This window comes from Hominiventricola aquisgranensis (assembly GCF_040096225.1).
Lineage (GTDB): Bacteria > Bacillota > Clostridia > Lachnospirales > Lachnospiraceae > Hominiventricola > Hominiventricola aquisgranensis.
Genome location: NZ_JBBMFC010000010.1, coordinates 12747 through 29102, shown reverse-complemented (window position 1 = coordinate 29102; position 16356 = coordinate 12747). Strand labels below are relative to the sequence as shown.

The 16356-nt window shown below is 46.8% G+C and carries 19 protein-coding genes and 1 pseudogene; 8 read left to right on the top strand and 12 right to left on the bottom strand.

What is annotated here, in order from left to right; translation table 11 throughout:
- Positions 1-31: 31 nt before the first annotated feature.
- The 5 genes from WMO62_RS07035 to WMO62_RS07015 form a co-directional block, all read right to left on the bottom strand.
- Positions 32-457, bottom strand: a complete 426-nt coding sequence (locus WMO62_RS07035; protein ID WP_002596310.1) for a hypothetical protein — start codon at positions 455-457, stop codon at positions 32-34.
- A gap of 114 nt (positions 458-571) precedes the next feature.
- Complete coding sequence (locus WMO62_RS07030) at positions 572-1120, bottom strand: hypothetical protein (RefSeq protein WP_002596309.1); 549 nt, start codon at positions 1118-1120, stop codon at positions 572-574.
- 78 nt (positions 1121-1198) lie between these two features.
- Positions 1199-1855: a hypothetical protein gene (locus WMO62_RS07025; protein ID WP_349108779.1), complete on the bottom strand. Its 657-nt coding sequence runs from the start codon at positions 1853-1855 to the stop codon at positions 1199-1201.
- Between the two features lie 92 nt (positions 1856-1947).
- Positions 1948-2316 (bottom strand): hypothetical protein, encoded by a 369-nt coding sequence (locus tag WMO62_RS07020; RefSeq protein WP_330592075.1) that lies wholly within the window; start codon positions 2314-2316, stop codon positions 1948-1950.
- Between the two features lie 38 nt (positions 2317-2354).
- Positions 2355-2516 (bottom strand): hypothetical protein, encoded by a 162-nt coding sequence (locus WMO62_RS07015; RefSeq protein ID WP_002596306.1) that lies wholly within the window; start codon positions 2514-2516, stop codon positions 2355-2357.
- A 100-nt stretch (positions 2517-2616) separates the two neighbouring features.
- Between WMO62_RS07015 and WMO62_RS07010 the strand changes: the two genes are divergently transcribed.
- The gene (locus WMO62_RS07010) at positions 2617-2823 is read left to right on the top strand and encodes a helix-turn-helix domain-containing protein (protein WP_117795841.1); all 207 of its coding nucleotides are present in this window, start codon (positions 2617-2619) and stop codon (positions 2821-2823) included.
- A gap of 8 nt (positions 2824-2831) precedes the next feature.
- Here the strand turns inward: WMO62_RS07010 and WMO62_RS07005 are convergent, their stop codons facing one another.
- The 7 genes and pseudogenes from WMO62_RS07005 to metG all read right to left on the bottom strand — a co-directional run.
- On the bottom strand, positions 2832-3203 hold the full coding sequence (locus tag WMO62_RS07005; RefSeq protein ID WP_173816546.1) for a DUF6050 family protein: 372 nt from the start codon (positions 3201-3203) through the stop codon (positions 2832-2834).
- A complete protein-coding gene (locus tag WMO62_RS07000; RefSeq protein WP_117795844.1) occupies positions 3184-4248 on the bottom strand; it encodes a DUF6017 domain-containing protein in 1065 nt (354 codons plus the stop codon). The genes WMO62_RS07005 and WMO62_RS07000 overlap by 20 nt, the downstream gene beginning before the upstream one ends.
- Positions 4249-4263: 15 nt before the next feature.
- Positions 4264-5145 (bottom strand): ParB/RepB/Spo0J family partition protein, encoded by an 882-nt coding sequence (locus tag WMO62_RS06995; protein WP_002596302.1) that lies wholly within the window; start codon positions 5143-5145, stop codon positions 4264-4266.
- Complete coding sequence (locus WMO62_RS06990) at positions 5138-5920, bottom strand: ParA family protein (protein WP_117795846.1); 783 nt, start codon at positions 5918-5920, stop codon at positions 5138-5140. Before WMO62_RS06990 ends, WMO62_RS06995 begins: the two co-directional genes overlap by 8 nt.
- 23 nt (positions 5921-5943) lie before the next feature.
- A complete protein-coding gene (locus WMO62_RS06985; RefSeq protein WP_002596300.1) occupies positions 5944-6120 on the bottom strand; it encodes a hypothetical protein in 177 nt (58 codons plus the stop codon).
- Positions 6120-6593 (bottom strand): DUF6075 family protein, encoded by a 474-nt coding sequence (locus WMO62_RS06980; protein WP_117795848.1) that lies wholly within the window; start codon positions 6591-6593, stop codon positions 6120-6122. Before WMO62_RS06980 ends, WMO62_RS06985 begins: the two co-directional genes overlap by 1 nt.
- A 238-nt stretch (positions 6594-6831) precedes the next feature.
- Positions 6832-7305, bottom strand: a pseudogene (gene metG / locus WMO62_RS06975) (methionine--tRNA ligase subunit beta); the annotation flags it as partial.
- Between the two features lie 384 nt (positions 7306-7689).
- On the opposite strand from metG, the gene WMO62_RS06970 reads away from it, so the two are divergent.
- The 7 genes from WMO62_RS06970 to WMO62_RS06940 all read left to right on the top strand — a co-directional run bounded on the left by WMO62_RS06970 (position 7690) and on the right by WMO62_RS06940 (position 16277).
- Entirely contained in the window at positions 7690-8850 is a 1161-nt protein-coding gene (locus tag WMO62_RS06970) for a MarR family transcriptional regulator (RefSeq protein ID WP_154255941.1), read from the top strand.
- The gene (locus WMO62_RS06965; RefSeq protein WP_118024152.1) at positions 8847-9398 is read left to right on the top strand and encodes a hypothetical protein; all 552 of its coding nucleotides are present in this window, start codon (positions 8847-8849) and stop codon (positions 9396-9398) included. The genes WMO62_RS06970 and WMO62_RS06965 overlap by 4 nt, the downstream gene beginning before the upstream one ends.
- A 250-nt stretch (positions 9399-9648) precedes the next feature.
- Positions 9649-10050, top strand: a complete 402-nt coding sequence (locus WMO62_RS06960; RefSeq protein ID WP_308728856.1) for a fimbrial protein — start codon at positions 9649-9651, stop codon at positions 10048-10050.
- A 40-nt stretch (positions 10051-10090) separates the two neighbouring features.
- Entirely contained in the window at positions 10091-10801 is a 711-nt protein-coding gene (locus tag WMO62_RS06955) for a hypothetical protein (RefSeq protein WP_003499607.1), read from the top strand.
- Positions 10802-10814: 13 nt separating this feature from the next.
- Complete coding sequence (locus WMO62_RS06950; protein ID WP_173884777.1) at positions 10815-11810, top strand: hypothetical protein; 996 nt, start codon at positions 10815-10817, stop codon at positions 11808-11810.
- Positions 11811-13187, top strand: a complete 1377-nt coding sequence (locus WMO62_RS06945; RefSeq protein ID WP_117497682.1) for a C39 family peptidase — start codon at positions 11811-11813, stop codon at positions 13185-13187.
- A gap of 33 nt (positions 13188-13220) precedes the next feature.
- Positions 13221-16277 (top strand): VirB4 family type IV secretion system protein, encoded by a 3057-nt coding sequence (locus WMO62_RS06940; protein WP_117497681.1) that lies wholly within the window; start codon positions 13221-13223, stop codon positions 16275-16277.
- Positions 16278-16356: the final 79 nt, after the last annotated feature.

Sequence of the window (16356 nt, the reverse complement as noted above, 5' to 3'; positions counted from 1 at the left end):
GCTTCTGGACATCGTGTCCAAAAATTCTGATTTACAGGCAGCCTGCTCTGATACAGTCCTCGTACTCCCTTAATGCTTCCTCTGTATCTGCATCCACAGATAACTGGATACGAACAAAATCATGCAGCGTTCCCGCTAAAAGAAAATCCTTATAAAGCCGCCCAAAATCCTCAACAAACTTCTTTATCAAATGTTCCGGATCATCTCCAGCATGATATTGTACATAAATCTGACTTCTGCCTGTGTTTCCCAGCATATCCGTCAACTGATACGTCAGCTCTCCTGTCTGCTTGACCGAAATCTGAATCAGATTGTAATTCTTTCTCAATTTAAAATAGCTACTATGATACTCCGACGTTATTGTGATGTTTGGATTTTCTTCCAGTTCCATCACAACATCTGCCAGTTTTCCCAATAACGCTGCGGCTGCTTTTTTCTGAAATTCTCTCTTTTTCATTTCATCTGACCTCCATCCGGCTTCTGGACATCGTGTCCAAAAGCAATAAAAAAGGGCAGCTACAAATCTTTCGACTCATAACTGCCCTGACGCTGTTTTCTGTTTTTCCATGCCCTATTCCTTATATCGAATGACAGGGCACTGTTTTTGTTTATTTCCTATTTTTCTCCGCTCCAAGGCAAACACCATATCTCCGGTTCGCTCAAAAAAGCCGATGTCCTTTTTCCAGCTCATTCCACATTTGCAATGCTGCAAACCAATAAACTGCTGTTTCATTCTCCTGCCGCATACCGGACACCGCTTATTACTGCTTCCCTTTTTCTTTTTCGGCACATCCTCCTTTTTCTCCTTCGGCGGCTTTTCTTCCGGTATCCCATTTTCCGCAATACGAAGCTCATATCGTGGCAATTTTAAAAGATATGCTCGGTAAACCTCTTCATACGGAACCCAGATTGCAAGAGATTTCAGTTTTTCATAAATCCGGTCAATAATCTGCTTTGCTACCTCCTCATTTGGTATCTCTCCATTTTCCTTATAGAAAATGCAGGTTTCCCGAAACATCCAGTCTGCTATTTTCATCTTCTGCTTCTGTTTTAAATCCTTATAGGTCTTATTCGGCTGTTTCTGCTGTTTATATGCCAGTGAATGATGATTTGGTTTCATACAATCCCTCTTTCGGACAAATTCTGTTCAAAGCCATTATAACAAAATTTATGCCTGTATCAAATATTTCCGGTACATTTATTTCAACAGCATAACCGTACACATCTGTGCATGGAACAGACCATTCTCCACCGTAACATTATCAAGCAGCAATGCCTGAAACAACACATTCCTCACATTTTCAAGACTGACGATTTTCTGTTCATTCTCCGGCAGATGCACAAACTCCACACCGTCCTCCACAGCAGATTTCCTCGCAGCTTCACAATGGGTAAAAAGTCCCAGGATATACTTATTTGACATGGCAAAAGCATAGGTTTCCTGTCCATCATACACTATTCTGCACTTCTCCGCTGCATTTTCCGGCAGACTGAAAATGCACTGCACCATTTCTAAACAAACCTTACCTGCATAGTCTGGCTTCAGCTTATTTTTATAGCGTTGTATTTTCCAATGGATTTCACTACGCTCCACCGGGGAATGGGTACGCTTAAACTGGATTTTCCGGCACAACATATCCAAATCCATATACACGTTATTTCCTACAAGATGCTCCGTATATCCTCTATATTCCCCCAACCGCAACAAATACGAAAGCACCTCATTCAGCTTTTTCTCTGATTCTATGAACTGAAACGGTTTTTCTCCAAATTCCAGATATTCAAACTGTAATGGGCAGCTCCCTTTCTCTATCTCTCGTTCCATAACTCTTTTTACATCTCGTAATGATTCCATTTTGCTCCTTTCCGCTTCTGGACATCGTGTCCAAAAGCAATAAAAAAAGGGCAGCTACAAATCTTTCAATTCATAACTGCCCTGACGCTGTTTTATTTCAGTTCTATTTCTGCCATTTTTGCAAATACTGCTTTTTGCTCTAAAAGCTCTTTCTGTTTTTCCTCCGGCAGACATTTGAAGATTTCCTCATATCCCATTTCCAGCATCGGCGTTCCCTTTGCGAAGAGATAGAGCCGGGTATCAAGCCATTCCTGCCATAAGTCCTCAAACATACTCTCACTGTCTGTATAGGTTATAACATCATTAAATCCATACTCCGGTGTGTAATATTGCAGCTTCACAAAACCGTACCGTCCTACATCCAATACCAAAATGTTTTCCAGCTCATACAGTTCTGCATAGGCTGCGGCAACCTTTTTGCACCGTTCCCGTTCTATGTCTGTAATGTAACTTTTCTCCACAGTTGCAAACCTCCTGTTTCGAGGCATCGTGCTGCCTCTTATTCAATCTTCCGTGTTTCTATTTCAAAAACACTTCCGTCCCTTGTTTTTATTGTAAAAATATTTGCGGCATCAGAGGTATCTATATCCTCAATCCCTAAAGCCACATCATTTTCATCTAATACTTCGTATAGCTGATCCTTAAACTCATTATGTTCCATAACTTTTTTACTCTCCTTGTATGTTTTATGGTGCGTACACGCACCATATTATTATATGTTTCATGCACTTAGAATACAAGTGTGGAAAGGAGCTTTCAGTATGATTAAATACGACCCGCTTTGGCGTACGCTAAAGGAAAAAGGAATCAGCCAGTACCAGCTTATCAAAGATTATGGCATTGATAAAGCACAGCTTCAGCGGCTTCGGCAGAACCTTGTTGTAAAAACGCTTATCTTAAACAGGCTTTGCCAGATACTCGACTGCCGGATTGAGGATATAATGGAATACGTTCCGGATACGGATTAAAGGTGTTGTTAGACTCGATGAACAACGCCTTTTTTATTATCCGTCATCTCATGTACTTTTGGACATCGTGTCCAGAAGTAATCCCTGATTACCTTTATTATCTCCGCAAGTACCGTAACCATTCTCCAGATTGCTACTACCCCGCCGATCAGACCTCCAACAACACAGTTTAATGCCAGGATTCCCATACTTCCTGCAATCCCGAAATTCTTTGGCACAAGAATCATGCACATTTTCCGCAATCCATAGGGACAGCCGACCAAAATCCAGTAAAGGAATACATCGAACCCGTCTGCTTTGTTACATACAGGATAACAGGTCAGCATCCATGCCGCAAGCAGTCCTGCCGGAAGTATAATCTTAAACAATACCCTTTTCACTCCAGCCACCTCCATACATATCGTGCTGCACCTCCTGCTGATAATAATGATTCATCGTTGAGGGTGCATTATAAAGAGCTGTTACCATATATGCCTTGATATTTGCAATTTTCGTAGTTGTTTCCTGCATACATCCTATCACATATTCCAAATGGGAGCTATTCAGTTTGAGGAACTTTGATTTTACAAGCTCATATGGATAATCATTTCCACCGATTTTAACAGTCTTATGCTTCACACATACAATCTCGCAGATTACCTCATACAATTCCTCATACAGCCCTTTGTCCTGCCATCTGCCATATTTCATGTGATGTTCGTACTCAATATTCTCTTTGATGATTTCCATGTAAGCATTGACATCTTCCATCACATCAATCTCCCCTTCCAACTCACTGCCGGATTGATTGATAGGATTGATATAATTCCTATCAATATTACTCTGGTTAGTATGATTATAGTTAGTATAATTAGGGTCTGCTTTTTGAACTTCCGCAAGTTCAGATATTGTACTTCTTGAAGTAAAATTTTTAGACTTCTGGAAGTCTGCTTTTTGAACCTCTTGAAGTTCAGTTTCTGAACTTCTGGAAGTATAACTTTTAGAACTCTTGAGGTTCAAATCCTGAACTTCTGTGGAAACATCAGCATTTGCAGGCGTTTCTTCCTCTGCTTCTCCTATTGTGGCAAAATTCTTTACATAAATAATATCCGGTTTTCCAAGTCCCCTGCGTTTCTTTTCGATCAATCCTATCCCATTATCGCTGTCCAACTCTTTCATAATCTTAACACAGGTTGCTTTTGCACATCCCAAATCCTCCATGACATTATCAAGAGTATAAATGATATAGGCTCTGTTTTCTTCATCCAACCAGCCATTTTTCATAGACAGTGACATACGATCAAGCATCAGACCGTACAGGAGCTTGGCATCGCTGCTAAGCCCCTTGAAACGCTCGTCTTTAATCAGCAACCGAGGAACACGATAAAAGGAAAACTGTTCTGCTTCAATCCCATAGTAATAATCAAACTGCATCTGTTTACCCATTTTACCGCACCCCCTTTACTGTTTCTTCTGCCATTCCTCCAATAATTGCAGGATAATCCCCTCAATCTCTTCGCTGGAGTATTCCTCTGAAAAAAACTGGCTGATTTTTTCAGACTTGATTGTAACTTTCCTCTCTTTCGGCTTTTCCTCGGTCAGTATCAGACGCACCATCGGCAGCGTCAGTTCGCCGCTTTTCCCATATTCCTTCAACTTGGCAGACTGTACTGTGGAAATATTTGCTCCGCTTTCCTCAAGGATTACCAGCACCCACTGTTGTGCATCTTCCGACAGAAAGGAAATGTCAACACCCTGTACCAGACCGATTTTCTTTCTGTCAACCAACTCTAGCAGCTCATCGGACAGCCTTGCAAGCCAGATATACCGTTGCACCGTCTTTCCGCTTTCTCCGGCAGCTTCTCCTACCTCGTCAAGCGTATTTCCGTTTCCTTTTCTGCCCTGATGCTTCATAGCCTCGTATTTCATGGCATAAGCTTTCGCCTTCTCACTTGGCAGAATGTCCTCACGCTGAATGTTGGAATCCACCATGATAATCGTAGCTTCATCGTCTGTATAATTGCGGACTATCACAGGCATATCCTCTTTTCCTGCCCGTTCTGAACCTCGTTTTCTGCGGTGTCCGGCTATGATTTCATAGCCACCCTCTGCCCTCGGTCTTGCAATTCCCGGTACAAGCACCCCATACTTACTGATGCTTTCCGTTGTTTCTTCCATTTTTTCATCGTCCAGTACACGGAACGGATGATTTCTAAACTCATGCAAATCCGTGAGCTTGGCTCTGATAATCTGCTCTTCGCTCCCTGTCTTTTCTTCTGCATTTCCAAATAAATCATCATAACTGCTTAATTTTACCTTTGCGGCACTTCCTGCTTTACTCATTCCCAAGCACCTCCTCCGTCAAAGACTGATAAGCAGCGGCTACTTTGCCTTTCGGATCATGTTCGTAGATACTGACACCCTCTGCGGAAATCTCTGCCGCACGGACGGAAATGGGAATACTGTTTTCAAATATCCGCACCTTGCTACCGTAATTCTCCACCAGTAATGCAGTAATGTCCTTTGCATAATTGGTTCTGGCATCCACCATTGTCAGCAGAATCCCCTCAATCGTCAGCTTTGGGTTAATCTGCCTCCTGACCTTTCCAATCGTCTTAATAAGCTGCTGTAACCCTTTTGCCGGAAGATATGCCGCCTGTACCGGAATCAGGATACTGTCCGCACAGGCAAAGGCGTTTATGGTAATCATGCCGAGGGAGGGCATACAGTCAATCAAAATATAATCATAATTATCCTTTACCAGCTCTATGTAGGAACGCATCACAAGCTCTCTACTCATCACATTGACAAGTGATACTTCCAGACCGGAAATCTCGATGTTCCCCGGCATCAGGTCAATTCCCTCTTTGTGTTTCAGGATACCATAATCCGTTTCCATATCTTCATCATTGATGATATTGCCGAGTGCTGTTGCAAGCGTTTCCTCCAGCTTATCCGGCTCTGTAAAGCCAAGACTGTCCGTCAGACTGCCCTGTGCATCGGCATCAATCAGCAGGACTTTCTTGCCATGTTTTGCCAGTCCTATACCTAAATTACTGGTTGTGGTGGTCTTGCCCACACCACCTTTTTGGTTTGCGATTGCGATTATTTTACACATGATAGATTCTCCTTTGTTTTCTGCTATTTTTCTGCTACGTTTCTTTTCTTTACTTCTACATACGCCCTGTAAAATTTCTTCGTTCCCTTATTCGGATACATCTCGGAAAACTCCGTTACTTCCACTTTCGGATTCCTCTGCAAAATCTTTCCGAACCACTTAATATCATTCTTTGTTCCCATCAATCTGACTTTTAACATTAGTCTGTTCCTCCCAATAAGGCATACAGCTTATGGTTGTATGTGGCATATTCCGGATACCGAATCTGAATTGCCTGCCAGAAATATGGTGCATAAGCACAGCAGAATATTTCCTCCACCGTGTACTGCCTACACTCGTCCACCTGTTCTTCTGCATCTTCATAATCGGAAATACTTGGTGTTCCATTGCAATACAGATTGAATGCCATTCTGACCACTCTCACACTTCCACTGGTCTGCCAGCCTTCGTGTAAACACTCTGTTATTACGCATCCTGTTTTGAAATCATAAATTCTGTAAACATTTCTTCTGGTATCATCGCTGATCCCAAGACAATAGCAGAGTGCCTTGTGGTAAACATCCTGATACCGGACTTCCTTTAACTTCTCGTAGTAGAATTTCTCATGTGCATCGCTGATAAAAATAATCTTTTCTTCCTTTTTGGTTTCTGCTCCTAACGCTGTACTTGTCATAATAGAACCCTCCTTGTGTTATTTTGATTTTGTTTTGACCATAACAACAGAAAAAGGACACTCTCCGTTTTATTGGAAAATGTCCTTTTAATAGCATTCAACTATTAAGTTTTGAAAGGTTCTGATTTCTAAAACATCCCTTTTCAGTCCATATTAGTCCACCGAATGACACAAATTTGATGTCAATTTGATGTCAAACACTCGATAAACTCATAAAAGTCTATGGATTTTCTGATTCTTAGTACAGCTTCGCACCTGCCGGAATCCGGTCATTCACCATGAGAAGATTTAATCCCTCATGTCCATCTTCCTCGTGTACTGCTGAAATCAGCATACCCTCGGAATCAATGCCCATCATCTTTCTCGGAGGCAAATTTACGATTGCAATCGCTGTCTTGCCAATCAGATCTTCTGGCTCGTAATACTCGTGAATACCGCTTAAAATCGTGCGTTTCCGGTCTGTTCCGTCATCCAGAGTGAACTTTAAAAGCTTCTTTGACTTCGGTACTGCTTCACATTCCAGAATCTTTACTGCACGGTAATCAGCCTTTGCAAAGGTATCGAAATCAATCATTTCTTCAAACAATGGTTCGATTTTTACGTTGGAGAAATCAACCTTCTCAGCAACTTTTTCTGCAGCTGCAGGAGCTGCTTCGGAAGTCTTGGAAGCCTTCTTGTCAGCATCCAGGGACTTCATTGTCGGGAGCAAAATTCGGCTCCCTTCATCCTGCTCCATGCCGCTCTGTAAGGCTTCAAAGCCTGCACAATTCTCGGTTCGTGAAACTTTTTTCATTCGTCTCGTGTCCTCTTGTGCCGTCCTTCTCGCTTCAAAAGTTGTAGAAAAGTTGTAGAAAGTTGTAGTGCGCCTGTTATGGCATATCGCTGGCACAGGAATGGCAGAAAACTGCTGTGTTTCTCAGGATGCTGTTCTACCATGAACTCTATATAAAGAACGGCTTGATCGTTTAACCGCAGACGCATACATTATTATATAATAACCTTCAAGTCCATCCAAGTCAACGATTTTATCGAAACATTTTATTACTTTTATTACCCCGCCTTTAATACATAATACATAAATAAAGAGGAGACTGTCATGCCAGAATACCAACTTCAAATCAAACAAGTGGTAGATTACCCACGATGCCGGATTTATCGTGAGTTCATCCACAAACTGATCAACGACCGGAGCATCCGCATAAACGGAGGCTCCGGCCTTTTTCATTTTACTGTACTTTGCAGCTATGCAAACTTCCGCACCTCATACCGCCGTATTGACGGGATCAGTTATACAGTCTCGCCCGGCGAATGGGTCTGCACCGTCAAGGAACTGTCTTGCTGGTTCCGCACCCGCTTTCATCGGCAGGCGCTGTCCATGCTGGATACCCTTCAGAAGCAGCACTTGATTTCCTATACACTGCTGGGCCGTGGCAATGTAGTCAAATATAAAATCCTCCACTGGGCCCGTCACAATTCCGCACTGGAGTACAATGCCCCATGCCAAAAGGATACCGGTTTTTTCTTCCTTCCAGTCTCTGTTGCCCTGGAACTGGTCAGCTCTGCCCGCTGCTCTGAAATGGACATCGTTCTGGATCTGTGGGTATCCGCTGTCTACAACGATACGCAGGTGCAGGGGTCAGAGGTCGGTCCGGTAGCCTATTTTCGCAATGGTACAGGAAACCCGTTGGTCAGCTATACCGAACTCTCCTGCCGCTGGGGGCTGTCACGCGCTACCGTATGCCGGATACTGAAAAAGCTGGACGGTCTTGGGTATATCTCTATCATGTCGTTTCCCGGCCGGCATGGAAGCGTGATCTACCTGCAGAACTACCTGTCCACCATGTTTGAGATTTCCGATGTTTTAATCGACAAGGAGGAAGTTGCCATGACCTTAAACATTCATCTGGAGCTTCCGGAAACTGCTGAAACCGAAGAGAGCCATTCCATCTCTGAGCATGAGGTCATTGTTTCGGATGCACTTTCCAGCGTTTCAAAATCGCACATTGAAACGATACTCCGCAAGATGGCTGACATCCTATCTACGCAAGGGATTTCCTGCTTTTCTTGCCCGCTCTCCCGCTATAAGTTATATCCCTTATCGGACGACTGCTGGGAAGAGTTGATTCCACGTGCGCGAGGGAAATCCACAGCCCACTTTGGTCTGACCATCCTCTGCGGCACAAACACTTCAATCGCCACTTTTGAACTTACACTCACTCCCTTTGAGGAGCACGAAAATAGGAGGAACCTGAAATGAGAAAATTTGTTGAACCTGATGTTGCTGATAATCCCCTGTACCATGATACCTGGAAACTGCTGAAAAAATACCGGGATGTTGTGTGGAGCCTGGAGCTTTCTGTCCAGCATGTCCGCACCAAGTTTGAGATCGAGTATGGCACCTCCATCGAGGATTTTCTGGATTCAGTCTATCTGGCTGGCGCTGATCTGGCCGGAAGCGACATCGAGCACCATGCCAAATGCATTGAACGCAGCCACAAAATGCTCAAGCTGCTGGATTCCGCAGTCGAATTGCTGCGTACCAAGCACAAAAACGGTGAGGCATATTACTGGCTGCTGTACTACTCCTTCCTCTCGCCGCAGCAGCTCAAAAATGTTGAGGAAATCATCGAGACCCTACGACCGCATATTCGTGACATCAGTTTCAGAACCTACTACCGCAAACGCCGGGAAGCTATTGAAGCCCTCAGTTCTGTCCTTTGGGGCTATACCTCCAAGGACAGTTTAGACATGCTGGAACAGTTCTTTCCAGAGACAAAATCACCTTCCGGACAATCGGGCAAATAATTGGCACAATTCGGGAACAAAATTGGCATGGTTCTGCTCTTTCAGTGTAAATACCGATGTGTTAAACTGAATATGCTCAAACTTGCACCCAAAACCGAACAGGACAGTAACAGCACCTTTCAGCAGGGTGCTTTTTTGCTGCCCAGATGGCCGCCCAGCCATTTGAAAGCCCACATTTGTTTTGACAGGTGTGGGCTTTTCTGTTCCCTATTGAGCATCAAAAAATCATTCAGAATTGGAGGATCGCAAATTGAAGAAAACGAAAACCCCTCAAACTCCGCAGCTTCAGGCGCCGGATACCCAGTCCAAGCGCAGGCTTTCGCTGCCCAAAGTGGCTTACAGCGCCTTCCTGTGTGTGATGATGTCCATGATGTTCTGCCAGCCGGCTTATGCGGCAACAGATGTATGGACCAAGGCCAAAGAGATCATGCAGGATGTATACACCCAAATCCTTGCCATCTCCACTATCGCCGCCATCGTCACTGCTTCGGTAGCCTTGCTACTCATGAACTTCTCCCGTTCCGGACGGACGGTGGATGAAAGCCGCGCCTGGCTCAAACGAATCTGTATCACCTGGGCTATCCTCAATGGCTTGGGCTTTATCATGGCGTATGTGACGCCGCTCTTTAGTGGCGGACAATGGACAGGCTGATTGACCGTCTGACTGCTCGCCGGAAAGGAGGCTTGCATTTATGGGCATTTTAGACGGCATAGTGGAATGGATCGCAGAACAGGTAATGGCCGGTCTTGATCTGGTGACCACATCGGTTTTGGGTGCGCTGGGCTGTGATATGGCTGTATTTCTGCGTTATTTTCCCGCAGCAGAGACTATGTACTCTGTTTTCGTGGCTCTGGCAATCGGGATCATCCTGCTCAACTGGGTCTGGCAGTTATTCAAAAACTTCGGTCTTGGCGCAGGTGTGGAAGCAGAAGATCCGGTAAAGCTGAGTATCCGTTCCGTTATTTTTATCCTGCTGACGCTCTTTTCAGATGAGATCGTCAATATTGTTCTTACCATCGGCGGCACCCCCTACCACTGGATCATGGAGTCCGACCTTCCTGCATTAAGCTTTGCAGACTTCAATTCCGTGATGCTGGTCATCATCGGTGTGTGTGCCAATGGGGCTGTGGCGCTGATTACCTTGATTTTGGTTCTCATCCTCGCCTGGAATTACCTAAAACTTCTGTTCGAGGCAGCCGAACGGTATGTGCTGCTCGGTGTACTGGTCTACACGGCTCCCGTGGCTTTTTCTATGGGCGCCAGCCAAACCACAGCAAACATCTGGAAATCCTGGTGCCGGATGCTTGGCGGTCAAATTTTCCTATTGGTCATGAACGCCTGGTGCCTGCGCCTGTTCACAAGCATGGTGGGGTCCTTCCTTGCGAACCCGCTTTCGTTGTAAGGAGGTCTTATCCTTGAAGAAACTCAAAAAATTTTTATTTGCGGCCTTTACAGTCGCAATTCTCTCCTGCCTGCTCTGCCAGCCGGCTTTTGCCGCTATCTCCGAAAGCGATGTGCAGGCTCAGGTAGACACTTTAGGAAAAGAAGCCGTTTCCGGCAATGTGTTTATCTGGTTTCTCTGTGCTATCGGCTTTCTCAAAGTCGGCCAGAAAATCGATTCCTTCCTCTCCAGTCTTGGTGTCAATGTAGGACATACCGGCGGCAGCATGCTGGCTGAGGCTATGATTGCTGCCAGAGGCATCGGCGGCATCAAGAACTTTTCCAGTCACCACTTTGGCGGCGGGAGAAACAGCAGTTCCACCAATGTCAACACAAACGGTGGTAAAGGCAGCGGCGGCTTTGGAGCAGGGTTTGCCAGCGGCGGTCTTGCTGGAGTGGTGAGCCGAAAAGTCACAAACAGCGCCATCAAAACAGCCACCACAACTCCCGCCTCCAAGCCTTCCGGTCTTGGCAGTCTTTTAGGCGATGCTGCAGCCGGAGGGATCGGCGGCCATATGTACGCTTCTTCCGTTAGTAAGGGCGGCAATTTTGCCAACAATGTAATCGGCAGCGTAGCCACGGGCAGTATCAGCCAGATGGGTTCCATTTCCGGTGAAAAAGCCGCCGAAGCCCTGCACTCTTACATGGGATATGCGGCACTGGAATCCGGAGCTGAAAATGTTCCGACCTTCCAAAATGTCGAAATCGGCGGCGGCCGCATCACCGGCACAGAAGTGACTGCGGAACATCCCGAAGGCATCTCCTTTGGTATGTACCACGCAGACCAATATGTTGCCCCGGAAGGCCAGTACACCACCGTTCATGCCGTGGATGGCACAGCATGGTATAAGCAGTACGCTGTGGATGCTGTTGACAAATCGCCCTATATGGCTCCTGACGGTTCTATCGCCTTCAACGAGTCCATTGTCAAAAAGCTGCCTCCAGCCCCGAGGAGAAAGGACAAGATATAAATGCCAGAAGATCAAAAAAGCAGTTTTTCCGAAGCTGTGGAGACCGGTGCCTCCGCAGCGCATACCATCCGCGGCGCAATCAAAACCGGAAAAGCTATTTCCTCCGCTGCCAAAGGCGCTGCCGCAGGCGGTCCTTACGGTGCAGTTGCAGGCGCAGTGTGGGCAGGTCGGAAGCATATCGGAAAAATCATTGTGGCAGTCATTGCCCTGCTTATGCTGCCGGTATTATTTGTTCTCATGCTCCCCGGTCTTATTTTCGGCGGACTGACCAATGCCTTTTCTCCATCTGACCCCGAAATTCCGATTTTGAATAGCGAAACAGCGATTATTGAGAACGCCAACGAGATTACCTTTACCCTCAACGGCATCTTGGGCGAGGCACTGGAGGATGTACTTGCCCGGATCGAAGCTGACTTTGCGGCATCGGGAGCCGACCATATGGAGGTCAAAAATGCCTATTCCGGCGGTCCCATTTATAACGCCAACCTGTTTATCTCTCAGTATTGTGCGGCCAAAGACAAGGATTTTGAAAGCATTTCTCTGAATGACCTTGCCGCCACCCTGCGGGAAAACAAGCAGCATCTATATTCCTACACCAGCAAGCAAGAGATTCGTGAGAACACCATGACTGATCCGGAGACTGGGGAAGAAACAACGGTGTCCGAAACATGGATGGTCTATACCGTCCGTTACAACGGTGAGTCCTATTTTTCTGATGTTGTATTCCAGCTTACCGATGACCAAAAGGAGCTTGCATCTGATTACGCTTCCAACCTAAGCCTGTTCTTGGGCGATGGTCTGCTGCAAAATCTGGAAGCGTGGACCGGAAACAGCATCACTGCTCTGGGCGATGTTACTTTCACTGACGGGATCACACCTGTTGTTTACTACAATCAACTGGATGAACGCTATGCCGGTAAAGCATATGGTACGGACAATATTGGCGGTTATGGCTGCGGCCCTACCGCTATGGCAATCGTAGTGTCCTCTCTGACGGACGATATGGTTGACCCTGTGGAGATGGCCGAGTGGTCTTACAACAACGGCTACTGGTGTAAAAGCAGTGGTTCTTACCATGCACTGATCCCTGCCGCCGCCGGGGAATGGGGGCTTCCGGTTTCCGGCTGTACCACTGCGGAACCACAGCGCATCACAGACGCACTGGCTAATGGTAAACTGGTAGTAGCAATCATGTCTGAAGGCCACTTTACCTCTTCCGGTCACTTCATTGTCCTGCGTGGCGTAAAAGACGGCAAGATCATGGTGGCTGACCCTGCCAGTTACACACGGAGCGAACAGCTCTGGGATCTGTCCATTATCTTAAATGAGGCCAGCCGGCGCGCTGGAGCTGGCGGTCCGTTCTGGATTATCGGCTGATGTGCCCGCCCGGCTTCGGAAACGAGGTTAATCATGAATCATAAAATCGACCGAGATACCTACATAATACCACCGAATTTCATCGAGTCAGGCACCTTCTTCGGTGGTATGTTCAAAGCCCGCAATGTGATTGAAGCCGGCATCCTGGCATTTGCCATTGGTGTGCCGGTTTTTTCATTGCTCCCTCTTGGCCTGACTGCCCGTATCATCGCTTTGTGCCTGACCGCACTGCCAGCAGCATTGGTGGCGCTTATCGGAATTTCCGGTGAGAGCCTTTCCTCTTTTCTGCTGATTTTCATAAAGTACCTGCGAAACCGCCGCATTGTAGGCGGTAACAGCGCAGAAGATGCGGTTCCTGCGGCAGAGCATGGCGGCAAACATATTAAAAAAAAGGCACACAAGCCCGATAGGGCTCCCAGGCGGTCACGGCGCTCCGGCAGAGAGGATTTCCCAGCGGAGTTTGATGAAGTTCGCGGCTACGAAATTCGCCAAAAACTCCGTCCTGTGAAAAAGCAGAAGCCTGCCAAGGAGAAGAAAGCCGCCAAGCAAAAAAAGAAGGTCTCCAAAGAGCGCAAAGTAAAACGCCCTATCCGCACTCAGGATCCGAAGCCCGCCTACCTTAACCCGGTAGCAGATTATCTGCCGATTTCCAAAATTGAAAACGGCATCATCTACACAAAGGACCACCGCTATGTCAAGGTCGTCGAGGTAGTACCCATCAATTTTATGCTGCGCAGCGCCCAGGAACAGCGGAACATCATCTATTCCTTTGTCTCCTACTTGAAAATCAGCCCCATCAAGCTGCAAATCAAGGTACTGACACGCCGGGCAGAGATCAACCGCCATCTGGATACCGTTCGGAAGGAGATGGAACAGGAGACCAATGAACAGTGTCTGCTCATGCAGGAAGACTACCTCCAGTTCGTTCAGCAGATCGGTTCCCGTGAGGCAATTACCCGACGTTTCTTCCTGATTTTTGAATATGAGCCGTGGAGCAACACCAAGCGCTCTGATGAAGAAGGCGAGGCAATCAATGCCCTGCAAAGTGCAGTCCATACTGCTACCAACTACCTCCGTCAATGCGGTAACGAGGTCATCGTTCCGGAAAACTGGGATGAGTTTACCATAGATGTCCTCTATAACCTGCTCTGCAGAAATGAAAGTGCTGTAAAGCCGCTCTCCGTCCGGGCACAGGAGGTTGTGGCTGAGTACCTTGCCAAAGGGCGCGACAGTGAGATCGACCATATCCCTGCCACCGAATTCTGTGCGCCAAAAAGCATTGACTTCACGCATGGTCACCATATCTGCATTGACGGTCTGTATTATGCTTATTTGCTGGTGCCCTCTGATGGCTACAAAACGCAGGTTCCAGCCGGCTGGCTCAGTCTTATCGTCAATGCCGGTGATGGGATCGATATGGATATGTTCCTCTCCCGTCAACCCAAAGAAACCATCATCCAGAAAGTCGGACAGCAGCTGCGTATCAACCGTTCCAAAATCAAGGATGCCAGCGACACCAACACCGACTTTGATGACATTGATGGCGCGATCCGAAGCGGGTACTTTCTCAAAGAGGGCCTTGCCAACAACGAGGACTTCTACTACTTGAATCTGCTGATTACCATTACTGCCTCCAACGAGGAAGACTTGGAATGGAAGGTCAGCGAAATGAAAAAGCTCCTGCTCTCACAGGACATGAACGCCTGCACCTGCCATTTTCGGGAGGAACAGGCGTTTTTATCTGCCCTGCCATTGGTGGCAATGGAAAAGAAACTGTATGAGCGGGGTAAGCGCAACCTGCTGACAGGCGGTGCCGCAAGCTGTTATCCCTTTACATCCTATGAGATGTGTGATGATAACGGTATCCTGCTGGGCGTCAACAAGTACAACAGTTCCCTTATTATCGTGGACATCTTCAATTCTGCGGTCTATAAGAACGCCAATATGTCGATCCTTGGCACGAGCGGAGCCGGCAAAACCTTTACCATGCAGTTGATGGCGCTGCGAATGAGGCGGAAAAATATCCCCATTTTCATTGTTGCGCCCCTAAAAGGCCATGAATTCCATCGCGCCTGCTCCAATGTGGGCGGCTCCTTTATCCAGATTTCACCGGCCAGTCCCCACTGCATCAATGTCATGGAGATTCGTCGGGTAGACCGCTCGGTGAATGAACTTCTGGACGGTCCAGGCATCCAGTTATCTGAACTTGCAGCAAAGATCCAGCAGCTCCACATATTTTTCAGTCTGCTGATCCCCGATATGTCTCACGAGGAACGACAGCTTTTGGACGAAGCCCTTGTTCGTACCTATAACACAAAAGGCATCACTCATGATAATGCCTCTTTGGAAGACCCCGCAAAACCCGGCCAGTACCGTGAAATGCCGGTGCTTGGTGACCTGTACGAAATTTTGAAAACCTCCAAGGAAACGATGCGCATGGCCCACATCCTAAATCGTCTGGTAAACGGAAGCGCCAGCACCTTCAATAAGCAGACCAATGTTCGGCTCGACAACAAGTACACTGTTTTGGATATTTCCTCCCTCACCGGAGACCTGCTCACCGTAGGTATGTTTGTGGCGCTGGACTTTGTTTGGGACAGAGCCAAAGCCGACCGTACAGAAGAAAAAGCCATCTTCATCGATGAGTGCTGGCAGCTTCTATCCGGCGCCGGTGCTGCTGGTGTAAGATTGGCCGGCGATTTTCTTTTGGAAATTGCCAAAACCATACGCGGTTACGGCGGCGCCTCGATTTTTGCAAGCCAGGATCTTGCCGATTTCTTTGACCTTGACGGCGGCAGATTTGGTAAGGGCATCATCAACAACTCCAAGACCAAGATCATTCTGAATCTGGAGGACGACGAAGCCCAGCGGGTACAGGAAGCCCTGCACCTGTCCGATGCTGAAACAATGGAGATCACCCACTTTGAAAGAGGTCACGGTCTGATTTCTACCAATAACAACAATATTATGGTGGAGTTCAAAGCCAGCCCTCTGGAAAAGGATCTGATCACTACCGACCGCCGCGAGCTGCGTGAAATCGTAGAGCGAAAACGCCGTGAACAATCCACATCTGCCGAACAGCAGATATAACAATTTGAAAAGCGAGGTGATTCCCATGTGCAACTTTCCTGCCAGACGCCGCTATGCGTCTGCTTTGCGTCTGTATTAC

Excerpts from the sequence above, each read along its gene's own strand:
- WMO62_RS07035 (WP_002596310.1), bottom strand. The coding sequence starts at position 457 with ATGAAAAAGAGAGAATTTCAGAAAAAAGCAGCCGCAGCGTTATTGGGA.
- WMO62_RS07030 (WP_002596309.1), bottom strand. The coding sequence starts at position 1,120 with ATGAAACCAAATCATCATTCACTGGCATATAAACAGCAGAAACAGCCG.
- WMO62_RS07025 (WP_349108779.1), bottom strand. The coding sequence starts at position 1,855 with ATGGAATCATTACGAGATGTAAAAAGAGTTATGGAACGAGAGATAGAG.
- WMO62_RS07015 (WP_002596306.1), bottom strand. The coding sequence starts at position 2,516 with ATGGAACATAATGAGTTTAAGGATCAGCTATACGAAGTATTAGATGAA.
- WMO62_RS07010 (WP_117795841.1), top strand. The coding sequence starts at position 2,617 with ATGATTAAATACGACCCGCTTTGGCGTACGCTAAAGGAAAAAGGAATC.
- WMO62_RS07000 (WP_117795844.1), bottom strand. The coding sequence starts at position 4,248 with ATGGGTAAACAGATGCAGTTTGATTATTACTATGGGATTGAAGCAGAA.
- WMO62_RS06995 (WP_002596302.1), bottom strand. The coding sequence starts at position 5,145 with ATGAGTAAAGCAGGAAGTGCCGCAAAGGTAAAATTAAGCAGTTATGAT.
- WMO62_RS06990 (WP_117795846.1), bottom strand. The coding sequence starts at position 5,920 with ATGTGTAAAATAATCGCAATCGCAAACCAAAAAGGTGGTGTGGGCAAG.
- WMO62_RS06985 (WP_002596300.1), bottom strand. The coding sequence starts at position 6,120 with ATGTTAAAAGTCAGATTGATGGGAACAAAGAATGATATTAAGTGGTTC.
- WMO62_RS06980 (WP_117795848.1), bottom strand. The coding sequence starts at position 6,593 with ATGACAAGTACAGCGTTAGGAGCAGAAACCAAAAAGGAAGAAAAGATT.
- WMO62_RS06970 (WP_154255941.1), top strand. The coding sequence starts at position 7,690 with ATGCCAGAATACCAACTTCAAATCAAACAAGTGGTAGATTACCCACGA.
- WMO62_RS06965 (WP_118024152.1), top strand. The coding sequence starts at position 8,847 with ATGAGAAAATTTGTTGAACCTGATGTTGCTGATAATCCCCTGTACCAT.
- WMO62_RS06955 (WP_003499607.1), top strand. The coding sequence starts at position 10,091 with ATGGGCATTTTAGACGGCATAGTGGAATGGATCGCAGAACAGGTAATG.
- WMO62_RS06945 (WP_117497682.1), top strand. The coding sequence starts at position 11,811 with ATGCCAGAAGATCAAAAAAGCAGTTTTTCCGAAGCTGTGGAGACCGGT.
- WMO62_RS06940 (WP_117497681.1), top strand. The coding sequence starts at position 13,221 with ATGAATCATAAAATCGACCGAGATACCTACATAATACCACCGAATTTC.